The sequence below is a fragment of the Streptacidiphilus albus JL83 genome (assembly GCF_000744705.1).
In the GTDB taxonomy this organism is placed as follows: domain Bacteria; phylum Actinomycetota; class Actinomycetes; order Streptomycetales; family Streptomycetaceae; genus Streptacidiphilus; species Streptacidiphilus albus.
The window spans coordinates 6,030,672-6,049,097 of record NZ_JQML01000001.1 but is presented as its reverse complement, the minus strand read 5'-3'; the positions used below and the strand labels follow the sequence as shown (position 1 = coordinate 6,049,097).

Genomic DNA, 18,426 nt, shown 5'->3' with positions numbered 1-18,426 from the left:
GACCGGCCCGGACGGCCGGGCCGGGCGCAGCGGTTCGCTGTCGCGGCGGCGGGCCGGCCGGGCCGGGAGTTCCCGGCCCCGGCTCCGGTCTCGGGCCGGGGCTCCGGCTCGGCCGGCGATTCGAGGAGCTCGGACTGGGCCACGGCTCAGCCCCGCTTCCGGCGCCGCTGGACCCAGGCCCCGACCAGCACCGGCGCGCTGAGCGCCGCCAGGATCTCGACCACGGTGAGCGCGGCGAGCAGCGACTCCTCGTTCGCCCGGCCCGCGACGTCCATCGGCTCGGCGGCGATGGACTGCGTGGAGCCGGTGCCGCTGCCGCTGCCGATCGGCTGCCCGGTGTTCGGATCCACGCCGGTGCTGGTCCCGGTACCGCCGCTGGTGCCGCCGCCGGTTCCGGCGGCGGCGGGGTTGGCCGCGTCGCCGTTGCCCGAGCCGCCCGAGGTCCCGCCCGAGCCGGAGCCGGCGCCGGAACCCGAGCCGGAACCCGAGCCGGAGCCCGAGCCGCCGGTCGACGTCGGCACGGCCTTGCCGTCGGCGACCGTGCAGTCCAGCGGCGCGGTGTAGTAGTCGCACGGGCTCGGGTTCGGCGCGTTGGCGATCAGGTGGTTGACGCCGTTCGAGTAGGTCGGGTTGTTGCAGTTGTTCAGGTCGGTCAGGTCCGGCGTCGCTACGTGTCCGGGCAGGTGGTCGACCTGCTCGAACCCGCCGACGACCAGGTTCTTCGGCAGCGGCGAGTAGCCGAGGTTGCCGGCGCTCTGCTGGGCGCCGCAGAGCACGTAGTTGAGCCAGGTGCCCAGCGTCGCGCCCTTGGCCGTGTTCCAGGACGGCGGCGGCGCGTTGTTCTTCCCGCCGCCGACGTCGCGCGGGATGACCAGGTAGCTGTAGCTCGAAAGCGGGTAGGCCCGCGGGTCGTTGTAGGTGTAGACGTTGTCGAGGTCCTGCATCAGGAAGTCGACGTCGTTCGGGTTCTCGTCGATCACCGCCGCCTGCAGCGCGATGGCCACATTGGACGGCGTCGGCAGGGTGTAGTAGCCGGCCGCGTTGAGCATCTTCACCGCGGGCAGGCCGTAGTCGAGCGCATAGGCGTACTCGTCGTAGCCGATCGCCCCGTTGCTGATCGGGGAGGACAGGAACGAGGCCATCTGGTCCGAGCCGTCCTTCTGCACCGAGTTCGCAAAGCCCGGGTAGAACTCGGTGGGCCCGCAGGAGCTGGGGCCGCCGTGCGCGGAGCAGAAGGAGTCCCACAGCGACGGGTACTCCTTGGACAGCCACCGGGTGAACATGTAGCTGGCGCCGGAGCCGTCGGAGCGGGTGACCACCGTGATCGGCTGGTTCGGCAGTTGGGTGCCGTAGTCGTGGGTGATCTTCGGGTCGTCCCAGTTGGTGATGGCGCCGGTGAAGATCCCCGCGATGGTCGGGCCGGACAGCCGCAGGTTCTTCACCTTCTGCCCGCCGACGGTGAGGTTGTAGATGAAGGTGGTGCCGCCGGCGACGATCGGGATGTACGAGTAGTTCCAGGTCGGCACCTCAAGACCGGCGCCGAAGGGGTCGCCCTGGGTGAGGAAGGCGATGTCGGAACCGGCGAAGTCGTTCTGGTCCTCGATGTACTTCTCCCGCCCCTGGGCGGAGCCGTCCCCGGTGTAGTTGATCTGGATGCCGTCGGGCGCCATGTCCCTGGCCCACTGCTGGATCGCCGGCTCGGCCCAGGAGGAGCCGTCCCCGTCCAGCGGGACGTAGCCGGTGGCCGAGGCCGGCGCCACCGGGACGGCGCACAGGGCGAGCGCCGCGGCGAAGGCGGCGATGAACAGGCGGAGCCGGAGTCTGAGCGGACTCATTGGTCTCCTCCTTCCGGATCGGCGGCGCGGCGGCCGGAGTGGTGGTCGGCGGCGCTGCGGCCGGCGTAGGAGGGGAGGCCGAGGATCGTCCTGCGGTACGCGAGCCGTTCCCGGTCGGCCCGTCGGCGCTGACGCCGGCTCAGCTCCCCCGGCCGCCGGCCGCCGAGCAGCCGCGCGATCGCGAACAGCACGAGGACCAGCGTGATCAGCACGACCGCGGCGCCGAAGGCCCGGACCCGCTGGACGTCGGCCGGCTCGCGCACGGTCTCGTAGATGTAGAGCGGCAGGCTGGTCTGCCAGCCGGAGAACGGGTTGGCGTTGACGTAGTCGGTGTAGCCGGAGGTGAGCAGGACCGGCGCGGTCTCACCGATCGCCCGCGCCATGCCCAGCACGACCGCCGTGGTCAGCCCGGAACGGGCGGTCGGCAGCACCACGCCGAGGACGGTGCGCCACTGGCTCGCGCCGAGCGCGTACGAGGCCTCGCGCAGCGTGCCGGGCACGAGCCGGAGCATCACCTCGGAGGAGCGGGCGACGAAGGGAATCATCATGATGGTGAGCGCGAGCGCCGCCGCGAAACCGCTCTGCCGCAGCCCGAAGGTGAGGATGAACAGCGCGAAGATGAAGAGACCGGCGATGATCTCGGGAAGCGAGGTCATCGCCTCGACCAGCGAGCGCACCGGGCGGGCCATCGGGCCGCCGATCTCCACCAGGAAGAGCGCGGCCAGGATGCCGAGCGGAACGGCGATGGCGGTCGCGATGCCCATCTGCTCCAGCGAGCCGACCAGGGCGTTGAGGATGCCGCCCTGGTCGAGGTGGGTGAGCCCGGTCGCGTTCAGCGAGTCCTGGGTGAAGAAGGTCAGGTGCCCGAGCGCGGAATGGCCCTCGTACCCCGTGTAGGCGATCTGGTCCGCCACCACGAACACGATCAGCATGCCGACGGCGAACATCAGCGCGCCGGCCATCCGGTCGGCCACCGCCCGGCGGCCCCACACCAGCGCCGTCACCCCGGCGTAGAACGCCAGGAACACCAGGAACACGGTGAGCCAGAAGCCGAGGGCGCCGGTGGTCGGCAGGATCCGCTCGTAGACCACCCAGGTCAGGCCGAGGGCGGCGGCTGCCGAACCGAGCAGCGCGCAGACCCCGTCGAGGGAGACGGCGCGCCGCCGGATGCGCTGCTCGGGCTCCGCCCCCGCCTCCGCCCCCGCCTCGGGCTCGGCGGCGACCGGCGGCAGCTGCAGCGTGGTCTCCACGCTCGGTTCCGTGATCGAACTCTTCGCCATGGTGCGGTTCCTCCTAGTCGGCCGTCTGGGCGCCGGAGCGCGTGCGGGTGATGATCACGCCGGCCGCCGAGTTGACGGCCAGGGTGAAGGCGAAGAGCACGAGCCCGGCGGCCATCAGCGCGGAGAGCATCTGCGGCGTGGACTCGGTGTAGCGCAGCGCGATCAGGGCGGGGATCGACATCCCGCCGGTCTGCAGCACGTGCCAGTTGAAGGTCCAGACCGGGGAGATGATCAGCGAGACGGCGATCGTCTCCCCCATCGCCCGCCCGAATCCGAGCATCACCGCGCCGATCGTGCCGCCGCGACCGTAGGGCAGCACGACGGCGCGGATCATCGCCCAGCGGCTGGCGCCGAGCGCGTAGGCGGCCTCGCGCTCGCCCTGCGGCGCCTGCGAGAACACCTCGCGGCAGAGGGAGGCGATGATCGGAATGACCATCAGCGAGACGACCAGTCCCGCGACGAAGGGCGAGGAGGAGAAGACGATCACCATCTCGTGGCCGACGATCCGGAACGGGGGGAAGACCGGTCCGACGTGGTCGGCCAGCCAGCGGGCGAAGCCGAGGGCCCTGGGCTGGAAGAAGAAGACGCCCCAGAGCGCGTAGACGATGCTGGGGATCGCGGCCATCAGGTCGATCACCGCGATCAGCTTGCGCTCGATCAGGGCCGGGGCGTACTCCGAGATGAACAGGGCCGTGACGATCGCACAGGGCACGGCTATCACCAGGGCGATCAGCGCGATCAGGATGCCGTTCGGCAGGATCGAGGCGATGCCGAAGTGGTTCTCGCCCACCAGCCAGGTACCGGTGCTGAAGAAGCTCCAACCGGCCTTCCGGTAGGCGCTCCAGGCCCGGATGACGAGGAACAGCCCGATCATGCCGGTGATCACGAAGACCGCGATCCCGCCGCTGCGCAGCAGCGCCCGGAAGGCCCGGTCCGCGCCGCTGAGCCGGGCCACGATGACCCGCCGCACGTCGTCCTGCAGCCCTTCCTCGGACCCCGGCGCCGATGGGTCGCCGGGGTCCGGGGCGCCGGGCAGCAGCGGCAGCCCGAACGCCTCGGTCGGCGTGGTGTCAGCCATTGCTGCCGCCCGCCCCGTTGCCGGCCCCGCGGCGGCGCGGCATCCTGAGCCGGATGCCGCCGGTGCCGAAGCCGAAGGCCAGGGGACCACCGACCGCCAGCAGCGCACCGAGCAGGAGCGCGCCGGGCAGTACGTAGTCGCCGACGCTGCTGCTGTCCGCGGCCTTGTCACCGAGGGCGACCGGGGTGGCCCGGCCGGTCGGGGTGGCGCTGCTCACCGGGTGGGCGGCGGCTGCGGCCGCCGCGGCCGTCGCGCCTCCGCTGCCGGTGGCGCCGCCCGACGCCAGGGTGCCGGAGCCGGAGCCGGTGCCGGTGCCGCCATCGGTGCCGGAGCCGGTGCCGGTCCCGGTGGCGGGCGGCGGCTTCTGCCCGGAGACCGTGCCGTCCGGCGGCGTGGTCGCGCAGGTCTGCCGCTGCACCGCCGCGGCCGCCTTCAGGTCCTGGGCCTGCTGGGCGGAGTTCAGCTTGAGGTAGCCGCCGAAGGGCGGGATCTGGCTGAGGCCGACGCCGTAGCTCTGCGAGCCGACCACGTCCTTCAGGAAGGTCGAGATCGCTCCGGCCTTGGCCGAGGAGAGCCCGCAGGTCGGCACCATCGCGTACTGGATCTCGGTCAGCGGGTAGGCCCCGGCGACGGTGTGGGAGAAGTCCTGGTACTGGGTGACGCCGTCCGGGTTGGTCCTCATCGCGGCCACGGCCGCCGCCATCGAGGTGGTGGAGGGGGCCACCGCTGCGCCGGCCGGGTTGACCAGCTGGGCGGTCGGGAAGCGGTAGGCGGAGGCGGTGCCGGAGTCCAGGACGGCGAACAGCGCACGCTGCGGGAACTGGTCGGCGGGGTCCTTGGCGTCGATGACGTTGCCGTTGCCCTGGCACTGGGTCCAGGCGTAGGTGGTGTTGCTGCACGAGGGGAAGAACTGGTCGCCGCTGGGGGTCCAGCCGGCCAGGTCGGAGGCGACGTTGTCCAGGCCGGTCACCGGGTTCCAGGCGACCTGCATGGTGGACAGGAAGGGATCGCTGGTGGAGCCCAGCCCGGTGGTGCCGGAGGTGAAGCCGGGGTCGAGCACCTGGAACTCGCTGACCGGGTAGGTCTGCGACTGCCCCTGCTCGTAGTACGCGTTGACGTGCATGCCCCAGGGGTCCGGCTTGCCTTCGAGGAAGGCGACCGCGCTCGCGTCGGACTCGATCCACCGGGTCAGCTCGTAGGTCATGTCGCTGTTGCCCGCCAGCACGATCGGCAGGAAGTCGCCGCTGTTGTCCAGGCCGTTGGTCTCGGTCTCGAAGTCGGCCTTCGAGTACTCCGGGTTGAGCTGGTAGAACTCCGGGTCGGCGAAGATGCTGACCGGATTGCCCACGATCTTGGGGTCGCACAGGTCCGACTGCGCGGTCTGACCGGTCGCGCACTGGCTGAACTGCAACGAGTACGACTGGGTGAGCAGCTTCGCCACCAGTCGCGCGTTCAGTTTCAGGTTGGTGATCGGTTCCTGGGTGACCTGGTTGTCCACGTAGTAGGCGACGGTGATCGACGTGGTCGCGACCGGCGCGTAGGTGAACTGCCGCGACGACGCCGAGGCCTCCGTGCTGGAGGCGGGGTCGGTGACCAGCGCCACGTCCGTACTCGCGCTCAGCGAGCTGCTGCCGTTGAGGAAGCCGTTCCGGGCCTCGTACTCGTTCACGCCGGAGTCGTAGTTGAAGTCGACCTTGCCCTGGGTGGCGGTGCACCAGCCCGGCTGCCACTGCCCCATGACCCGTTCGAGCATCGGCGAGCCCTGGGCCGAGAACGCGTAGTCGTTGGAGCTGCACAGCTGCTTGGCGGTCGGCGCGAAGGACAGCGGGACGACGATGCGGTCGTTCCACATGCACGAGGTGTAGTCGCCGTACTGGGTCGAGGCGTAGCCGCCGTTGGACGGCAGGTCCAGGCTGTGGTCCTCGCAGTCGGCCGGCTGCGCGTAGGTGTTGCCGCCCCACTCCGGCAGGACCGCGATCGAGCAGGGGTTGCTGCTGTCGCAGCCGAGGGTGTTGTTCTGCAGCTGGGTCTGGATCTGCAGGTCCGTGTACCCGGTGCCGCACACCGGGTCGTTCGGCACGTCCGAGCAGTCCGACGCCTGGGTGGTCGCGCCGCCCTGGGTGTACGACTCGATCGCGTTGCCCGGCGCGCCCGCGCTGGGCAGGCCCACCTGCAACTCGTTGCAGGCGTCGATGGTCTGCGGGTTCGCGCCCTTGCACTCGACCACGAAGACCGGGTAGTACTCGAGCGAGGCCTTGAAACCGTTGGAGAGACCGGTGGCCGGGTCGCCGTTGCCCTCGTAGCCGGAGGGGGTGAAGTTCGACCAGGTGATGTGGACCATCTGGTTGGTCAGGTTGACCGTCTGGTCCACGGTGACCTTCGGCTGGGCCGTGATCATGCCGCCGTTCTCGTCGTCCGCGTAGTTGTCCCAGGCGGTGTCACCGCCGTAGGTACCGGTGCAGCTGCTCCCGCTCCCGCCGCTCGACACGCAGGTGGTGTGCCCGGTCGCGGGAGCGGTCGGCGACGCGGTCGGGGCGGCCGCGCTCGCATCGGGCACCGGCCCGACCCCCAGCAGCGCAGCGGCCGTCACGGCCACCGCCGCGAGTAACGTGGCGGCGCTCCGCAGGCGTGCGCCGATCCGCCGATGTGCACCTGTCCGCAACCCTGTTGGCGTTCCGCTCATCATCTCCACCGGTCCTCTGCTCCACCACTGCTGTCACGCCCCACCGGGGCCGCCTGCGGGTGCCGGTCCGGCACGGACTCGCCGTGCCGGACCGGCACCGGGTCCTCCCCCGGCCCCGCGTGTTCGGGTGCCCGCGCTCAGATCACCCAGGTCGCGCTGAACGAGCCGACGCTCTCGCCGCTCACGAAGGCACTGGTGCCGAGGGCGCTGTTCAGGAAGGCCGCACCGGCCGGGTCCAGCGTCAGGCTGCTGGCCGAGTAGGTCTCGGTGGTGCCGTTGATGTTCCCGGCCTGGGTGCCGGCCAGGTCGACCAGCGGCACCTCGCCGCTGGTCGCGGTCGCACCGTCGAACTGGGTGTCGCCGAGGTCGAACAGCAGCGAGCTGAGCTCGACGTGCTTGCCGTTCAGGTCGAAGCCGCAGAGACCGCCGGAGTAGGAGATGGTCCCTGAGAAGGTGCTGATGTCCGCGTTGCCCTCGGTCGCCGCGTAGTCGACGGCCACCTGGCCGTTCGCGTAGCTGACGCTGCTGTAGCCGCTGGGCAGGAAGACGACGCCGTGCTCGGCGAGCGAGGCGAGGAACGAGGCGTTGACGGTCAGGGTGGCCGAACCGCTGGCGACGGTGGCCGCGTCGGCCGTCCCGGCGCCGAGCCCGGTCAGCATCGCGGCGCTGAGCGCGGCCACGGACAGGGCGATGGCGTTCCTGGCAGAGATGCGCATACAGCTCTTCTCCTTGACTGGGTACTTCGAGTGAGGGGTGGTTCTCGACTCAGGGGTGGTTCGGTCCCGCTGTCGCGGCCGTCGACGCCCTGGAACGGCTGCCGGGCCTGCGCGGGACACACACGCGACTGGCCCTCCGGCGTGCGCCGGTCCGCCGGGCCGGTGCGCCCGTGACCGGGCGCACCGGTGGATCGTGCCGGGACCCGAAGGGCCCCGGCACGATCGAGTTGCAGACTTACTGGCCGGTCAGAGCACCGCAGTTGGAGGCGGTGGCGAAGCCGAAGTGCTTGATGTCGGTCGCCGCGGTGGTGCCGCAGATCCAGCCGGTGGCGTTGCCCTGGCCCAGGAGAGCGGTCAGGTTGATCGGGCTGGTCGGAACCGCCGGGGCCGAGGCCGTGCCGGCGTTCAGCGTGACGTAGTACAGGCCACGGATGTAGGTGGCCGGGAAGGCGCTCAGGCCGGAGGTGTTGATCGTGTCCGTGGACGTCAGCGGCGCCTTGCCGTCGATGTCCTGCAGCACCAGGGTGCCGTGCTGGTCCGGGCTGTACTTCGTGTAGACCTGGGAGACGTAGCTGCCGCCGGAGAAGATACCCAGGACGTCCTTGTAGCCGGTCGGGTTGCCGGCCGCGGTGTACACCGCGTTGGTGCCCTCGTTCTCCTCGATCGCGGCACCGCTGTAGGCACCGTTCACCACGCAGGAGCCGGGGGTGGTCACGCCGATGTCGGAGAGCCACTGGGACCGGGTGCCGGAGCTGGACTGCGGCAGGACCGGGATGATCGCGTCGGTGCTGGTGCCACCGACCTCGTTCCACTTCACCGCGCCCGTGTACGAGGAGTTGATCAGCGAGGCGTTGCAGGAGAAGATCGCGGTCAGGTCGGTGTCGGTGAGGTTGCTGACGCCGTTGCCACCGCTGTTGGTCGCATAGGTGATCAGGTCCTTGGCGAACAGCACCGAGACGATGCCGGTGCCGTCGGTGGACTTGATGTTCCGCGAGGAACGGGCGATGTCGACACAGTAGTCGGTGCCGCTGGTGGTCTTGAGCTTCTGCTGGAGCTGCGTGATGCCGGCGCCGGAGCCGTTCGGCCGGGTGATCGAGCAGTTGGCGTCGTTCTTCGTCGAGATGGTGTCACCGGGCAGACCCGTGGTGGGGTTGACGGCGTCCCAGCTGTAGAACGGGTTCGTCGGCGTCGTCGAGTTGTAGTCGGTCGAGAACTGGTCGCTCAGGTACTGGGTGGTGTCCGAACCCACCGCGACGATCGCGGTGACGGCCGGGGTCGAGGACGGGTCGGCCAGGGCCGTACCCACGCCCGCCGCGAGGGTGGCGGTGGCCACCGTCGCAATCATGACAGTGCGAAGAGCGCGCACGCGACTTCTCCTTATACACAGCTTCCGTGCATGGCTGCCGGGACGCTCCGTTGCCGCGGGGCAGTCCCGAGCCGGCTTTTGCCGACGGCGGTGAGTCTTGCGAGGAGAGGCGACTTCGATCACCTACACAGATGATGCATTCATGAACATCACCCACTCTTTTCATATCCAACTCATTTGCATCACCCGATAGATGACGCTCCGTCAATTCGGGGGTCCGACACCCTTCGCGGCGCCCCCGCAGCGGCCGGAACAAGTCGGACGAAGGCCGCGTCCCGGTCCGTGGATCCGGCCGTGGGCACCCGCGCAGCACCGGCTATTATCGCAGGTGGTGCACGCACGCGACTTCTCCTTAATACAGTGTTCCGTGCGATGCACTGATTTGCCGGCCCGTCCTGTTGCCGCAGGGCGGGCCGGACCCTTTTCCTGACCCGCCCGGCGCACCGCCGCGGCCCTGCGGGACGCGCGTAGAGCGGTGCGGGGGAGGTTGTCATTGGGCGTTCACCGAGGCGCTCTTTCCAGCGCTCCCGGTCGGTGGTCTCCTTGGGACGCGTCCGGCCACGGGGCTGGACCCATCCTCAAGTCCCATGGGAGAGACGCATGATAGCCAGGTCTGCCGGTCGTGCCGGAATCGCCGCGCTCGTCTGCGCCGCTGCGGTGGTCGCGACCGCCGGCGCCGCACCGGCGAGCGCCGCCCGGGCGTCCGGCTCGCACCAGGTCGGTGTCAGCTACAAGGCGTTCGCCTTCTCGCGCACCACGGGGACCAACGAGCCGGTCATCGACAAGTTCATCGCCTCGGCGCACCGGTCGCTCGACATGACGATGTACGAGCTCGACGACACCACCGCGATCAAGGAGCTGATCGCGCTGCACGACCGCGGCGTGGCGGTGCGGGTGATCCTGGACAACCGCAACGAGTCCTACAACGCCCCCGCCTTCGCCCAGCTGCAGGCGGCCGGTGTCGGCGTCGTCTACTCCAACCCCACGTACTACTTCACCCACCAGAAGACGATCACCGTCGACGGCGCGGTGTCGCTGATCATGACCGGCAACCTGACCTCCGAGTACTACACCACCAGCCGCGACTACGGGGTGTTCGACAACGACCACCGGGACGTGGCCGCGATCGAGACGGTGTTCAACGCCGACTTCACCCACACCGCGGTGACGCCCGGCGACGGCGACAACCTGCTGTGGTCGCCGACCGACTCCCGGGCCCGGATCCTCACCGTGATCAACGGCGCCAAGCGGACGCTGGACGTCGAGGAGCTGGAGTTCAGCGACTCGGCCGTGGTCGACGCGATCACCGCCGCCGCCAAGCGCGGGGTGAAGGTCCGGATCGTGCTGGAGAACCCCTCGTACTACACCTGGGAGATCGCCCAGGTCGAGGCGGCCGGCGCCACGGTCACCACCTACTCCTCGCAGACCGGCCTCTACATCCACGCCAAGGCCGTCGTCGCCGACGCCGGCACCCATGCGGAGCGGGTCGAGGTCGGCTCGATCAACATCACCGAGAACTCGCTGGACAACAACCGCGAGCTCGGGATCATCCTCACCGACCACTCCTCGGTGAACCTGATCGAGTCCTACTTCAAGAGCGACTTCGCGGGCGGCGCCCCGGCCGCCTGACCGTCGCCGAGTGCTCGACCGCTGCGGGGCGGGCCCGAACCGGGCCCGCCCCGCAGCGGTGTGCCGGCCGCGGTCAGTCGGAGAAGTCCTGGGTGAGCCAGACGGTCCCGGTGCTGCTGTCCCGGATCACGGCTATGCCGATGTGGGTGAAGGACGTGCTCAGGATGTTGAGCCGGTGGCCGTCGTCGGGCGGCTGCTCGTCGAGCATGGACTGGGTCAGGCCGACCGCCATCGACGCCACCGCCGAGTTGTCGTCGCTCACCGGCCCGCCGTCGCCGATGTTCTCCCCGGCCGAGGTCCACTGGACGCCCTGAGCGGTCTCCCGCTGGCCGAGCGCCGGTTCGCCCGGGCACTGGTGGGACAGGCCGCAGCCGTCCGCCATGGTCGTGTCGTGCTGGGCCGCGCTGGCGTCCAGGCCGGAGGTCAGGGTGAGCGGGGCCAGCCCGTTGGCGGCACGGGCCCGGTTGATCAGGGCCAGGACCTGCTCCGCCGGGCTGCTCGCCCCGGTGGTGCTGGTGCTGGTGCTGGTGCTGGTTCCGGTGCCCTTGTCCGGACCGGCGGCGGCGCTCTGCCGGGAGCCGGCGGACCTCGGCGCGGTGGACACCACGGCGGTCGGGCGGGGCCGGGCAGTGGTGGGCGCCGCGCCGCTGGGCGAGGCGCCGCTGCCGGCCGGGCCCGCGGTCGCCGGCGCCGGCGCCGGGGAGACCGTGACCGCGACCGTGACCGCCCGGGAGGACGGGGCCCCGGCCGCCTGCGACTGCTCCGGCGACTGGACCACGACGAACACGCCCGCCACGGCTGCGGCGGCCACTCCGGTCGCCGCCGCCAGCATCCGCCAGCGCGGCTGGGTCCGGCGGTGGCCGCCGCCCGCGTGCCGACGCGGCGTGGATCGGTGCGAACGGTGCGAGCCGCGAGCGGGTCGGGCCCCTGCGGGAGCCGTTCCGAGCCCGGCGGGTCCCCCCGGCCCGGTCGGCCCGTAGCCGGCGGGGACGGGGACCATGGCCAGGCCGGCCAGCAGCCCCTCGGCCGGGACCAGGCCCTCCCGCTGACGGGAGCAGGCTTCGCACTCGCGGGCGTGGCGGCCTATTCGCTTGCGCCAGAGCGCGCTGGGCGCCTCGTCCCAGTCCGAGGTGAGCGCCGACAGCGCCGGACAGCCCGCCCGGTTGCGCAGCGCGCGCACCACCACCCGGGCGGTCTCCAGCTGTCCCTTCATCCGCTGGACCTTCACCGCGACGTGCTGCGGTGGCAGCTCCAGGGCCGCGGCCAGGTCGGCACGGGACAGCTCGCCGGCCGCCTCCAGCCACCAGAGCGCCAGCAGCTCGCGGTCGTCCGGGTCGAGCCAGCGGGTCGCCTCGACCGTCTCCCGGCGCTGGTCGGAGAGGCCGAGCCGGACGATGGCCAGCTCGGCGAAGTCCGCTCCGGGGTCGCTCAGCGGCCATGCGTCCGCCAGCTCCCGGGTGGACGGCGCGCCGCGCCACCGGCGCCGGACCTGGTTCATGGCGATGGCCACCGTCCAGGAGCGGAAGCTCGCCGGATCACGGAGCCCGCCCAGGCCGGACACCACTTGGAGCAGCGTCTCCTGGACGACGTCATCGGTGTCCGGATGCCCGGCGAGCGCTCTGCCGACGATGTTGTACACCAGCTGCAGATGCCCGCCGACCAGCTCGTCCAGCGCGGCCCGCTCCCCGCGCTGGGCCCGCTCGACCAGGCCCGGCACCCGGTCGCCGGGCACCGTGCCAACCGCCTTCACCGAATCCCGGGCAGGTGAGTTCATCATGTCCTGGGAGATCCTGCACCCGGACGCGGATAACACAAAACCGCGAGCAGCCGGTCAGGAACGGAGAAGCGCCGCCCGTCCGGCTGCCCGTAGCGTGTGGGGAAGGACAGCGCCCGCCAGACAGACGGAGAGACGATGAGCCCGGCCGCGAGGACGAAGCCCGAACCGCCGACGCAGCACCCTGCCGACAGCCACGATCTGATCCGGGTGCAGGGCGCGCGCGTGAACAACCTCAAGGACGTCAGCGTCGAGATCCCGAAGCGCCGGCTGACGGTCTTCACCGGCGTCTCCGGCTCCGGCAAGAGCTCGCTGGTGTTCGGCACCATCGCCGCGGACTCGCAGCGGCTGATCAACGAGACCTACAGCGCCTTCGTGCAGGGCTTCATGCCGACGCTGGCGCGGCCCGAGGTCGACGTGCTCGAAGGGCTGACCACCGCGATCATCGTCGACCAGCAGCGGATGGGCGGCGACCCCCGCTCCACGGTCGGCACCGCCACCGACGCCAACGCGATGCTGCGGATCCTGTTCAGCCGGCTCGGGCAGCCGCACATCGGCTCGCCCAAGGCTTTCTCCTTCAACGTCCCCTCGATCAGCGGCTCGGGCGCGGTCACCATGGAGCGCGACGGGAAGACGGTGAAGGAGCGGCGCAGCTTCAGCATCACCGGCGGTATGTGCCCGCGCTGCGAGGGCCGGGGCACGGTCTCCGACATCGACCTCGGTCAGCTCTTCGACGACGCCAAGTCGCTGGCCGACGGTGCGCTCACCATCCCCGGCTACACGCCGGGCGGCTGGAACTACCGGCTCTACGCCTCCTCGGGCTTCTACGACCCGGAGAAGCCGATCCGCAAGTACACCAAGAAGGAGCTGCACGACTTCCTGCACCACGAGCCGGTCAGGATGAAGATCGAGGGCATCAACATGACCTACGAGGGGCTGGTCCCCCGGATCCAGAAGTCGATGCTCTCCAAGGACCCGGAGTCGATGCAGCCGCACATCCGGGCCTTCGTGGACCGGGCGGTCGCCTTCGCCGCCTGTCCCGACTGCGGCGGCACCCGGCTCAGTGCGGCGGCCCGCTCCTCGCGGATCGGCAAGGTCAACATCGCCGACGCCTGCGCCATGCAGATCAGCGATCTGGCCGACTGGGTCCGCGGCCTGGACGAGGCCTCGGTCGCGCCGCTGCTGGCCGCGCTGCAGCAGATCCTCGACTCGCTGGTGGAGATCGGGCTCGGCTACCTCTCGCTCGACCGGCCGTCCGGCACGCTGTCGGGCGGTGAGGCGCAGCGGGTCAAGATGATCCGTCAGCTCGGCTCCTCGCTCACCGACGTCACCTACGTCTTCGACGAGCCCACCACGGGTCTGCACCCGCACGACATCGACCGGATGAACGGGCTGCTGCTGCGGCTGCGGGACAAGGGCAACACGGTGCTGGTCGTCGAGCACAAGCCGGAGATGATCGCGATCGGCGACCATGTGGTCGACCTCGGCCCGGGCGCCGGGTCGGGCGGCGGCACGGTCTGCTTCGAGGGCACCGTCGAGGGGCTACGGGCCAGCGACACCGTCACCGGCCGTCACTTCGACGACCGGGCCGCGGTCAAGGAGCAGGTGCGGACGCCCACCGGGACGCTGGCGATCCGCGGGGCTAGCACGCACAACCTGCGCGACGTGGACGTGGACGTCCCGCTCGGGGTGCTCGTCGTGGTCACCGGCGTCGCGGGCTCCGGCAAGACCTCGCTGGTGCACGGCTCGCTGGTCAACGGCGCCGGGACCGACGACGCGGGGACCGAGGGCACGGACTCCGGCGGCGCGGGCTCCGGCTCCGGCGGCGCGGGCTCCGGCGTGGTGGCGATCGGGCAGGGCGCGATCAAGGGCTCGCGGCGCAGCAACCCGGCCACCTACACCGGGCTGCTCGACCCGATCCGCAAGGCGTTCGCGAAGACCAACGGGGTGAAGCCGGCCCTGTTCAGCGCCAACTCCGAGGGCGCCTGCCCCAACTGCAACGGGGCCGGGGTCATCTACACCGACCTGGCGCTGATGGCCGGCGTCGCCACCGTCTGCGAGGAGTGCGAGGGCAAGCGGTTCCAGGCGTCGGTGCTGGACTACCACCTCGGCGGCCGCGACATCAGCGAGGTGCTGGCGATGTCGGTGGCCGAGGCCGAGGAGTTCTTCGGCGCCGGCGAGGCGCGCACCCCGGCCGCGCACGCGATCCTGGCCCGGCTGGCCGACGTCGGGCTCGGCTACCTCACCCTCGGCCAGCCGCTCACCACGCTGTCCGGCGGCGAGCGGCAGCGGCTCAAGCTGGCGACGCACCTGGCCGAGAAGGGCGGCGTCTACGTCCTGGACGAACCGACCACCGGCCTCCACCTGGCCGACGTCGAGCAGCTGCTCGGCCTGCTCGACCGGCTGGTCGACTCCGGGAAGTCGGTGATCGTGATCGAGCACCACCAGGCGGTGATGGCGCACGCCGACTGGATCATCGATCTCGGTCCCGGCGCCGGCCACGACGGCGGCCGGGTCGTCTTCGAGGGCACCCCGGCCGAGCTGGTCGCCGACCGTTCCACCCTCACCGGCCGGCACCTGGCCGCCTACGTCGGCGGCTGACCCCTGCCGGCCACCGGCGGGCAGCGGGCTCCCCCGCTACCCGCCGGTGCCGCCGCTGCTGCCGAGGCTGGTCCAGGCGCGGACGTAGGCGACCTCCATCGTGGCCGGGACCACCGTCTTTCCGCCGACGCCCGGCCCGTTGGTGAGGTCCAGTATCAGGTAGTCGGGCGTGCTGGGGACATGGCCGTCGATCCGGCCCACCTGGACCCCGTTGTAGTAGAAGGTCACCGAGCCCGGCTGCCAGACCCAGCCGACGATGTTCCAACCGGGCTTGAAGGTCGTGAGCGGCACGCACGCGCCGGGGCCGTCGGTCGGGGGGTGGGTGTGGTAGCAGGCCACGCCGAGCAGTCCCTCCATGGCGTCGATCTCGCCGTTCTGCGGCTCGTTCATCCCATCGGACCAGACGGCGGGCCAGTCGGCGATGCTGCCGTCGGGCGCGGCCGGGAGGTAGACCTTGGCCTCGAAGGCGCCGTAGGTCTGCTGGAAGATCCCCCGGGAGGAGATCAGCGCACCGGTGTAGGGGTAGGTGGTGCCGTTGCAGGTGCTGTGGTCGCCGGTGAGGGTGAGCGTCAGGTTCCGCTGACCGGTGAGCGTGGCCGGGGTCAGCCCGACATGGTCGGAGCTGTAGCAGACGTTCTCGTTGGTGTTGACCGGGCCGGTCACACCGCCGCCGAACCAGCCGCCCCACCGGGCCAGTTGGGTCGGACCGTCGTTGAGGGTGGTCTTCCAGGCGCCCGGGATGCCCGTGGGGTCGACCGGAACCACGGGGACGACCGGGACGACGACGGGGGTCTGCCCCGGGCCCGGCCTCGCGTTCGAGGAGCAGCCGGCCAGGACCGGGGCGAGGGCCAGCGCGAGAGCGAGGGCGCTCGCCGTCGCCGTGCTGCGGATGCGTCGCTCGGCCACGGCCGCTGTCTCCTCACCTACCTGCCCGGCCCCCGCCGGCCGAAGTCCGGGCCGGAGTCCGGACGGGGGATTCGCATCGGTCCGCTCAGCGTACGGTGGCGACGAACGTGTCCTGGTCACCCAGGCCCGAGTCGGCCGGCCAGTACCCCCGACGGCCCCCGACCACGCGCCGTGGTAGAGGTCCGGGTCGTCCTCGAAGCCGTTCGAAAGCCGTGACCACACGCGTCAGCAACCGCTTCATGCCGCCCCCCAGCAAGCGCAGGTTCTGTGGGCTCATCGTACCTTCGGCACCCTGGAGAGTTAACTCTTTCGCCCTGTCCAGCAGGCCCATTGGGCCCCTTCGCGGCGAGCTCACACCATCGGAACCGGGCGCTCCGCGACCCCGTCACATCTTCCGGGTGCGGCCCTGGTTCTGCCACAGCGGCGTAACAGCCGGTGACACGGGTGGTCCGACGCGGGACTCTGGAAGTGCGGGCCCCGGTTCGGGCAGCGCAGACCACTCTCGGCGGGAGACCTGAAATGAAGCGTGCCACCAACACCCCGCGGCGGATACGTTCCGTCGCCACCGCCGGCCTGCTGCTCGGCCTCGCCGCCACCGGCCTCACCGCCTGCTCGGCGACCGGCTCCGTGACCGCCAACCAGTCCTCCGCGGCGGGCGGCACCGCCGCACCGGCCCCCGGCTCCAGCACCAACTCGGGCTCGGGTTCCGGCTCGGGCTCGGGCTCGGGCTCCGGTTCGACCACCCCGATCGGCTCCTCCTCGCAGACCGGCGGCGGCAGCGGTGCCGGCGGCACCACCGGCACCGGCGGCAGCAGCAACGCCTGCACCAGCAGCGAGCTGTCGGTCGCGCAGACCAATTCGAGCGTGGGCGCGGGCCAGTACTACTCCACCCTGGTCTTCACCAACACCTCCTCCGCCGGCTGCACCCTGTACGGCTACCCCGGCGTCTCGTACGTGGCCGCCAACGGCGTCCAGTCCGGCAACCCCGCGCAGCGGGCGGCCGGCAGCGTCTCGCTGGTCACCCTCAAGCCGGGCGGCACGGCCCAGGCCACCCTGCACGACAGCAACGGCGGCACCGGCTACACCCCGCAGCAGTGCGACCTCACCCCGGCCCAGGGCCTGCGGATCTACCCGCCGAACGAGAAGGCCGCCATCTTCCTCCCCTGGAAGACCAGCCACTGCGCCGGCACCACCATCCACCCGCTCACCATCGGCCCGGTCACGGCAGGCTGAACACTCCCCTCCCACCCGCGCGCGGGGCCCGAAGGGGACGGCGGTAGCGTCGGAGGGTGCTGCGAACTCTACTGACCTGGCGCTGGTTTGCGCTGACCGTGATCTTCCTCGGGCTGGTCCCGGCGATGTACTTCCTCGGCATGTGGCAGTTCCACCGGTACCAGGCGACGAACCGCAGCAACCGCGTGACCTCCGCCAACCTCACGGCGCAGCCGGTTCCGATCGAGCAGTTGTCGCACCCCGGCGGCGTGGTGCCCACCAGTGAGATGTACCGGCATGTCACCGCGACCGGCCGGTTCGACGTCCGCGGCCAGTTCGTGGTGCGCAACCGCATGGACTCGTCCGGCGACATCACCGGCTTCGACGTGGTCACCCCACTGGACCTGTCCGACGGCGAGGTGGTCCTGGTCGACCGCGGCTGGGTGAACCCGAACGCCACCGACGCGGTGGCCTATCCCAGCGTCCCGGCGACGCCGACCGGCACGGTCACCGTCTTCGGTCGGCTGCGGCCGGACGAGACCCCGGCCACGCTACCGATCAAGATCCATTCACTGGCGGGCCTGCCGCCCCACCAGTTCATGATGATCAACAGTGGGGAGCAGTCGACGGCCCTGCACCAGCCGGTGGTGGCGGGCTACATCGAGTTCGTCTCCAGCACTCCGCAGATGAGCGCGGCGGACTCGGCAGAGGCGATTCCCGGCCCCACCGCCGACGCCCAGACCAGCGACGACCTGGCGGTGGTGGGCCAGGGGGTGCACCTGCCGTACGCGATCCAGTGGTGGCTGTTCGCCCTGATGCTGCCGATCGGCTGGTGGTTCCTGCTCCGACGGGACGTCAGGGACCGTCGTAAGCACGACACCGACGCCGACACCGGGACCGGCGCCCCGCTGATGACCGTGGCCGAGTACATGGCCGAGCACCGTGCGAAGCAGGCCGCCGAGGCGGCGCGGAGCTGAACCGGCCTCCCGTCGAGGCGCCTCCCACCGAGGCGCCAGGATGGCAGCCGACCTGTTCACCCGCGACCATCCCCGCTCCGTCGACAGGAGTTCGTCATGCCTCCGCGCTTTGCTGAACCGCCGGAATCCAACACGGCGATCTACGTCCGTACCGGCGCCGACGGCAAGCTGACCATTTTTGTCTGCGATGCCGACCGAGTCACGCACCGTCGCTCCGTTCTCGCCCAGCTTGTCGAGGGCCGCCGCGCCTGGGCACGCGACCGACGCAGGCGGTAGCCCACAGGCTCTTGCCCCTCCGGGTAGAGCGCCAATGGAAGCTCCATCAGCACCGCCGTCCATCAACCACTTCAGTGGAGAAGGCGACTGGGC

The 18,426-nt window shown here is 71.0% G+C and carries 13 protein-coding genes; 5 read left to right on the top strand and 8 right to left on the bottom strand.

Translation table 11 applies throughout. The annotated features are described in order from the left end of the window. Positions 1–146: 146 nt before the first annotated feature. From BS75_RS26465 to BS75_RS26440, 6 genes are all read right to left on the bottom strand, one after another. Complete coding sequence (locus BS75_RS26465; protein ID WP_034090038.1) at positions 147–1,835, bottom strand: substrate-binding domain-containing protein; 1,689 nt, start codon at positions 1,833–1,835, stop codon at positions 147–149. Beyond that, positions 1,832–3,115, bottom strand: coding sequence for a phosphate ABC transporter permease PstA (pstA, locus tag BS75_RS26460; protein ID WP_063771431.1), 1,284 nt, complete (start codon positions 3,113–3,115; stop codon positions 1,832–1,834). Before pstA ends, BS75_RS26465 begins: the two co-directional genes overlap by 4 nt. Before the next feature lie 13 nt (positions 3,116–3,128). Continuing rightward, complete coding sequence (gene pstC / locus BS75_RS26455; protein ID WP_081982594.1) at positions 3,129–4,193, bottom strand: phosphate ABC transporter permease subunit PstC; 1,065 nt, start codon at positions 4,191–4,193, stop codon at positions 3,129–3,131. Further along, positions 4,186–6,789, bottom strand: coding sequence for a hypothetical protein (locus tag BS75_RS26450; protein WP_034090037.1), 2,604 nt, complete (start codon positions 6,787–6,789; stop codon positions 4,186–4,188). Before BS75_RS26450 ends, pstC begins: the two co-directional genes overlap by 8 nt. A 224-nt stretch (positions 6,790–7,013) precedes the next feature. Beyond that, positions 7,014–7,592: a hypothetical protein gene (locus BS75_RS26445; protein ID WP_034090036.1), complete on the bottom strand. Its 579-nt coding sequence runs from the start codon at positions 7,590–7,592 to the stop codon at positions 7,014–7,016. 235 nt (positions 7,593–7,827) lie between these two features. Next, positions 7,828–8,958 (bottom strand): hypothetical protein, encoded by a 1,131-nt coding sequence (locus BS75_RS26440; RefSeq protein WP_160312233.1) that lies wholly within the window; start codon positions 8,956–8,958, stop codon positions 7,828–7,830. 600 nt (positions 8,959–9,558) lie between these two features. On the opposite strand from BS75_RS26440, the gene BS75_RS26435 reads away from it, so the two are divergent. Next, positions 9,559–10,587: a phospholipase D-like domain-containing protein gene (locus BS75_RS26435; protein WP_034090034.1), complete on the top strand. Its 1,029-nt coding sequence runs from the start codon at positions 9,559–9,561 to the stop codon at positions 10,585–10,587. A gap of 73 nt (positions 10,588–10,660) precedes the next feature. Here the strand turns inward: BS75_RS26435 and BS75_RS26430 are convergent, their stop codons facing one another. After that, positions 10,661–12,364, bottom strand: coding sequence for a sigma-70 family RNA polymerase sigma factor (locus BS75_RS26430; RefSeq protein WP_231607902.1), 1,704 nt, complete (start codon positions 12,362–12,364; stop codon positions 10,661–10,663). Positions 12,365–12,499: 135 nt separating this feature from the next. Here BS75_RS26430 and BS75_RS26425 point away from each other — a divergent pair, with 135 nt between their 5' ends. After that, complete coding sequence (locus BS75_RS26425) at positions 12,500–14,962, top strand: ATP-binding cassette domain-containing protein (protein WP_034090033.1); 2,463 nt, start codon at positions 12,500–12,502, stop codon at positions 14,960–14,962. 36 nt (positions 14,963–14,998) lie between these two features. Here BS75_RS26425 and BS75_RS26420 read toward each other — a convergent pair whose 3' ends face one another. Further along, a complete protein-coding gene (locus BS75_RS26420; RefSeq protein ID WP_034090032.1) occupies positions 14,999–15,868 on the bottom strand; it encodes a glycoside hydrolase family 16 protein in 870 nt (289 codons plus the stop codon). 519 nt (positions 15,869–16,387) lie between these two features. Here BS75_RS26420 and BS75_RS51595 point away from each other — a divergent pair. The 3 genes from BS75_RS51595 to BS75_RS48535 all read left to right on the top strand — a co-directional run bounded on the left by BS75_RS51595 (position 16,388) and on the right by BS75_RS48535 (position 18,333). Continuing rightward, positions 16,388–17,101: a DUF4232 domain-containing protein gene (locus BS75_RS51595; protein WP_052069710.1), complete on the top strand. Its 714-nt coding sequence runs from the start codon at positions 16,388–16,390 to the stop codon at positions 17,099–17,101. A gap of 56 nt (positions 17,102–17,157) precedes the next feature. Continuing rightward, positions 17,158–18,057: an SURF1 family cytochrome oxidase biogenesis protein gene (locus BS75_RS26410; protein WP_081982593.1), complete on the top strand. Its 900-nt coding sequence runs from the start codon at positions 17,158–17,160 to the stop codon at positions 18,055–18,057. A gap of 96 nt (positions 18,058–18,153) precedes the next feature. Beyond that, the gene (locus BS75_RS48535) at positions 18,154–18,333 is read left to right on the top strand and encodes a hypothetical protein (protein WP_152645699.1); all 180 of its coding nucleotides are present in this window, start codon (positions 18,154–18,156) and stop codon (positions 18,331–18,333) included. Positions 18,334–18,426: the final 93 nt, after the last annotated feature.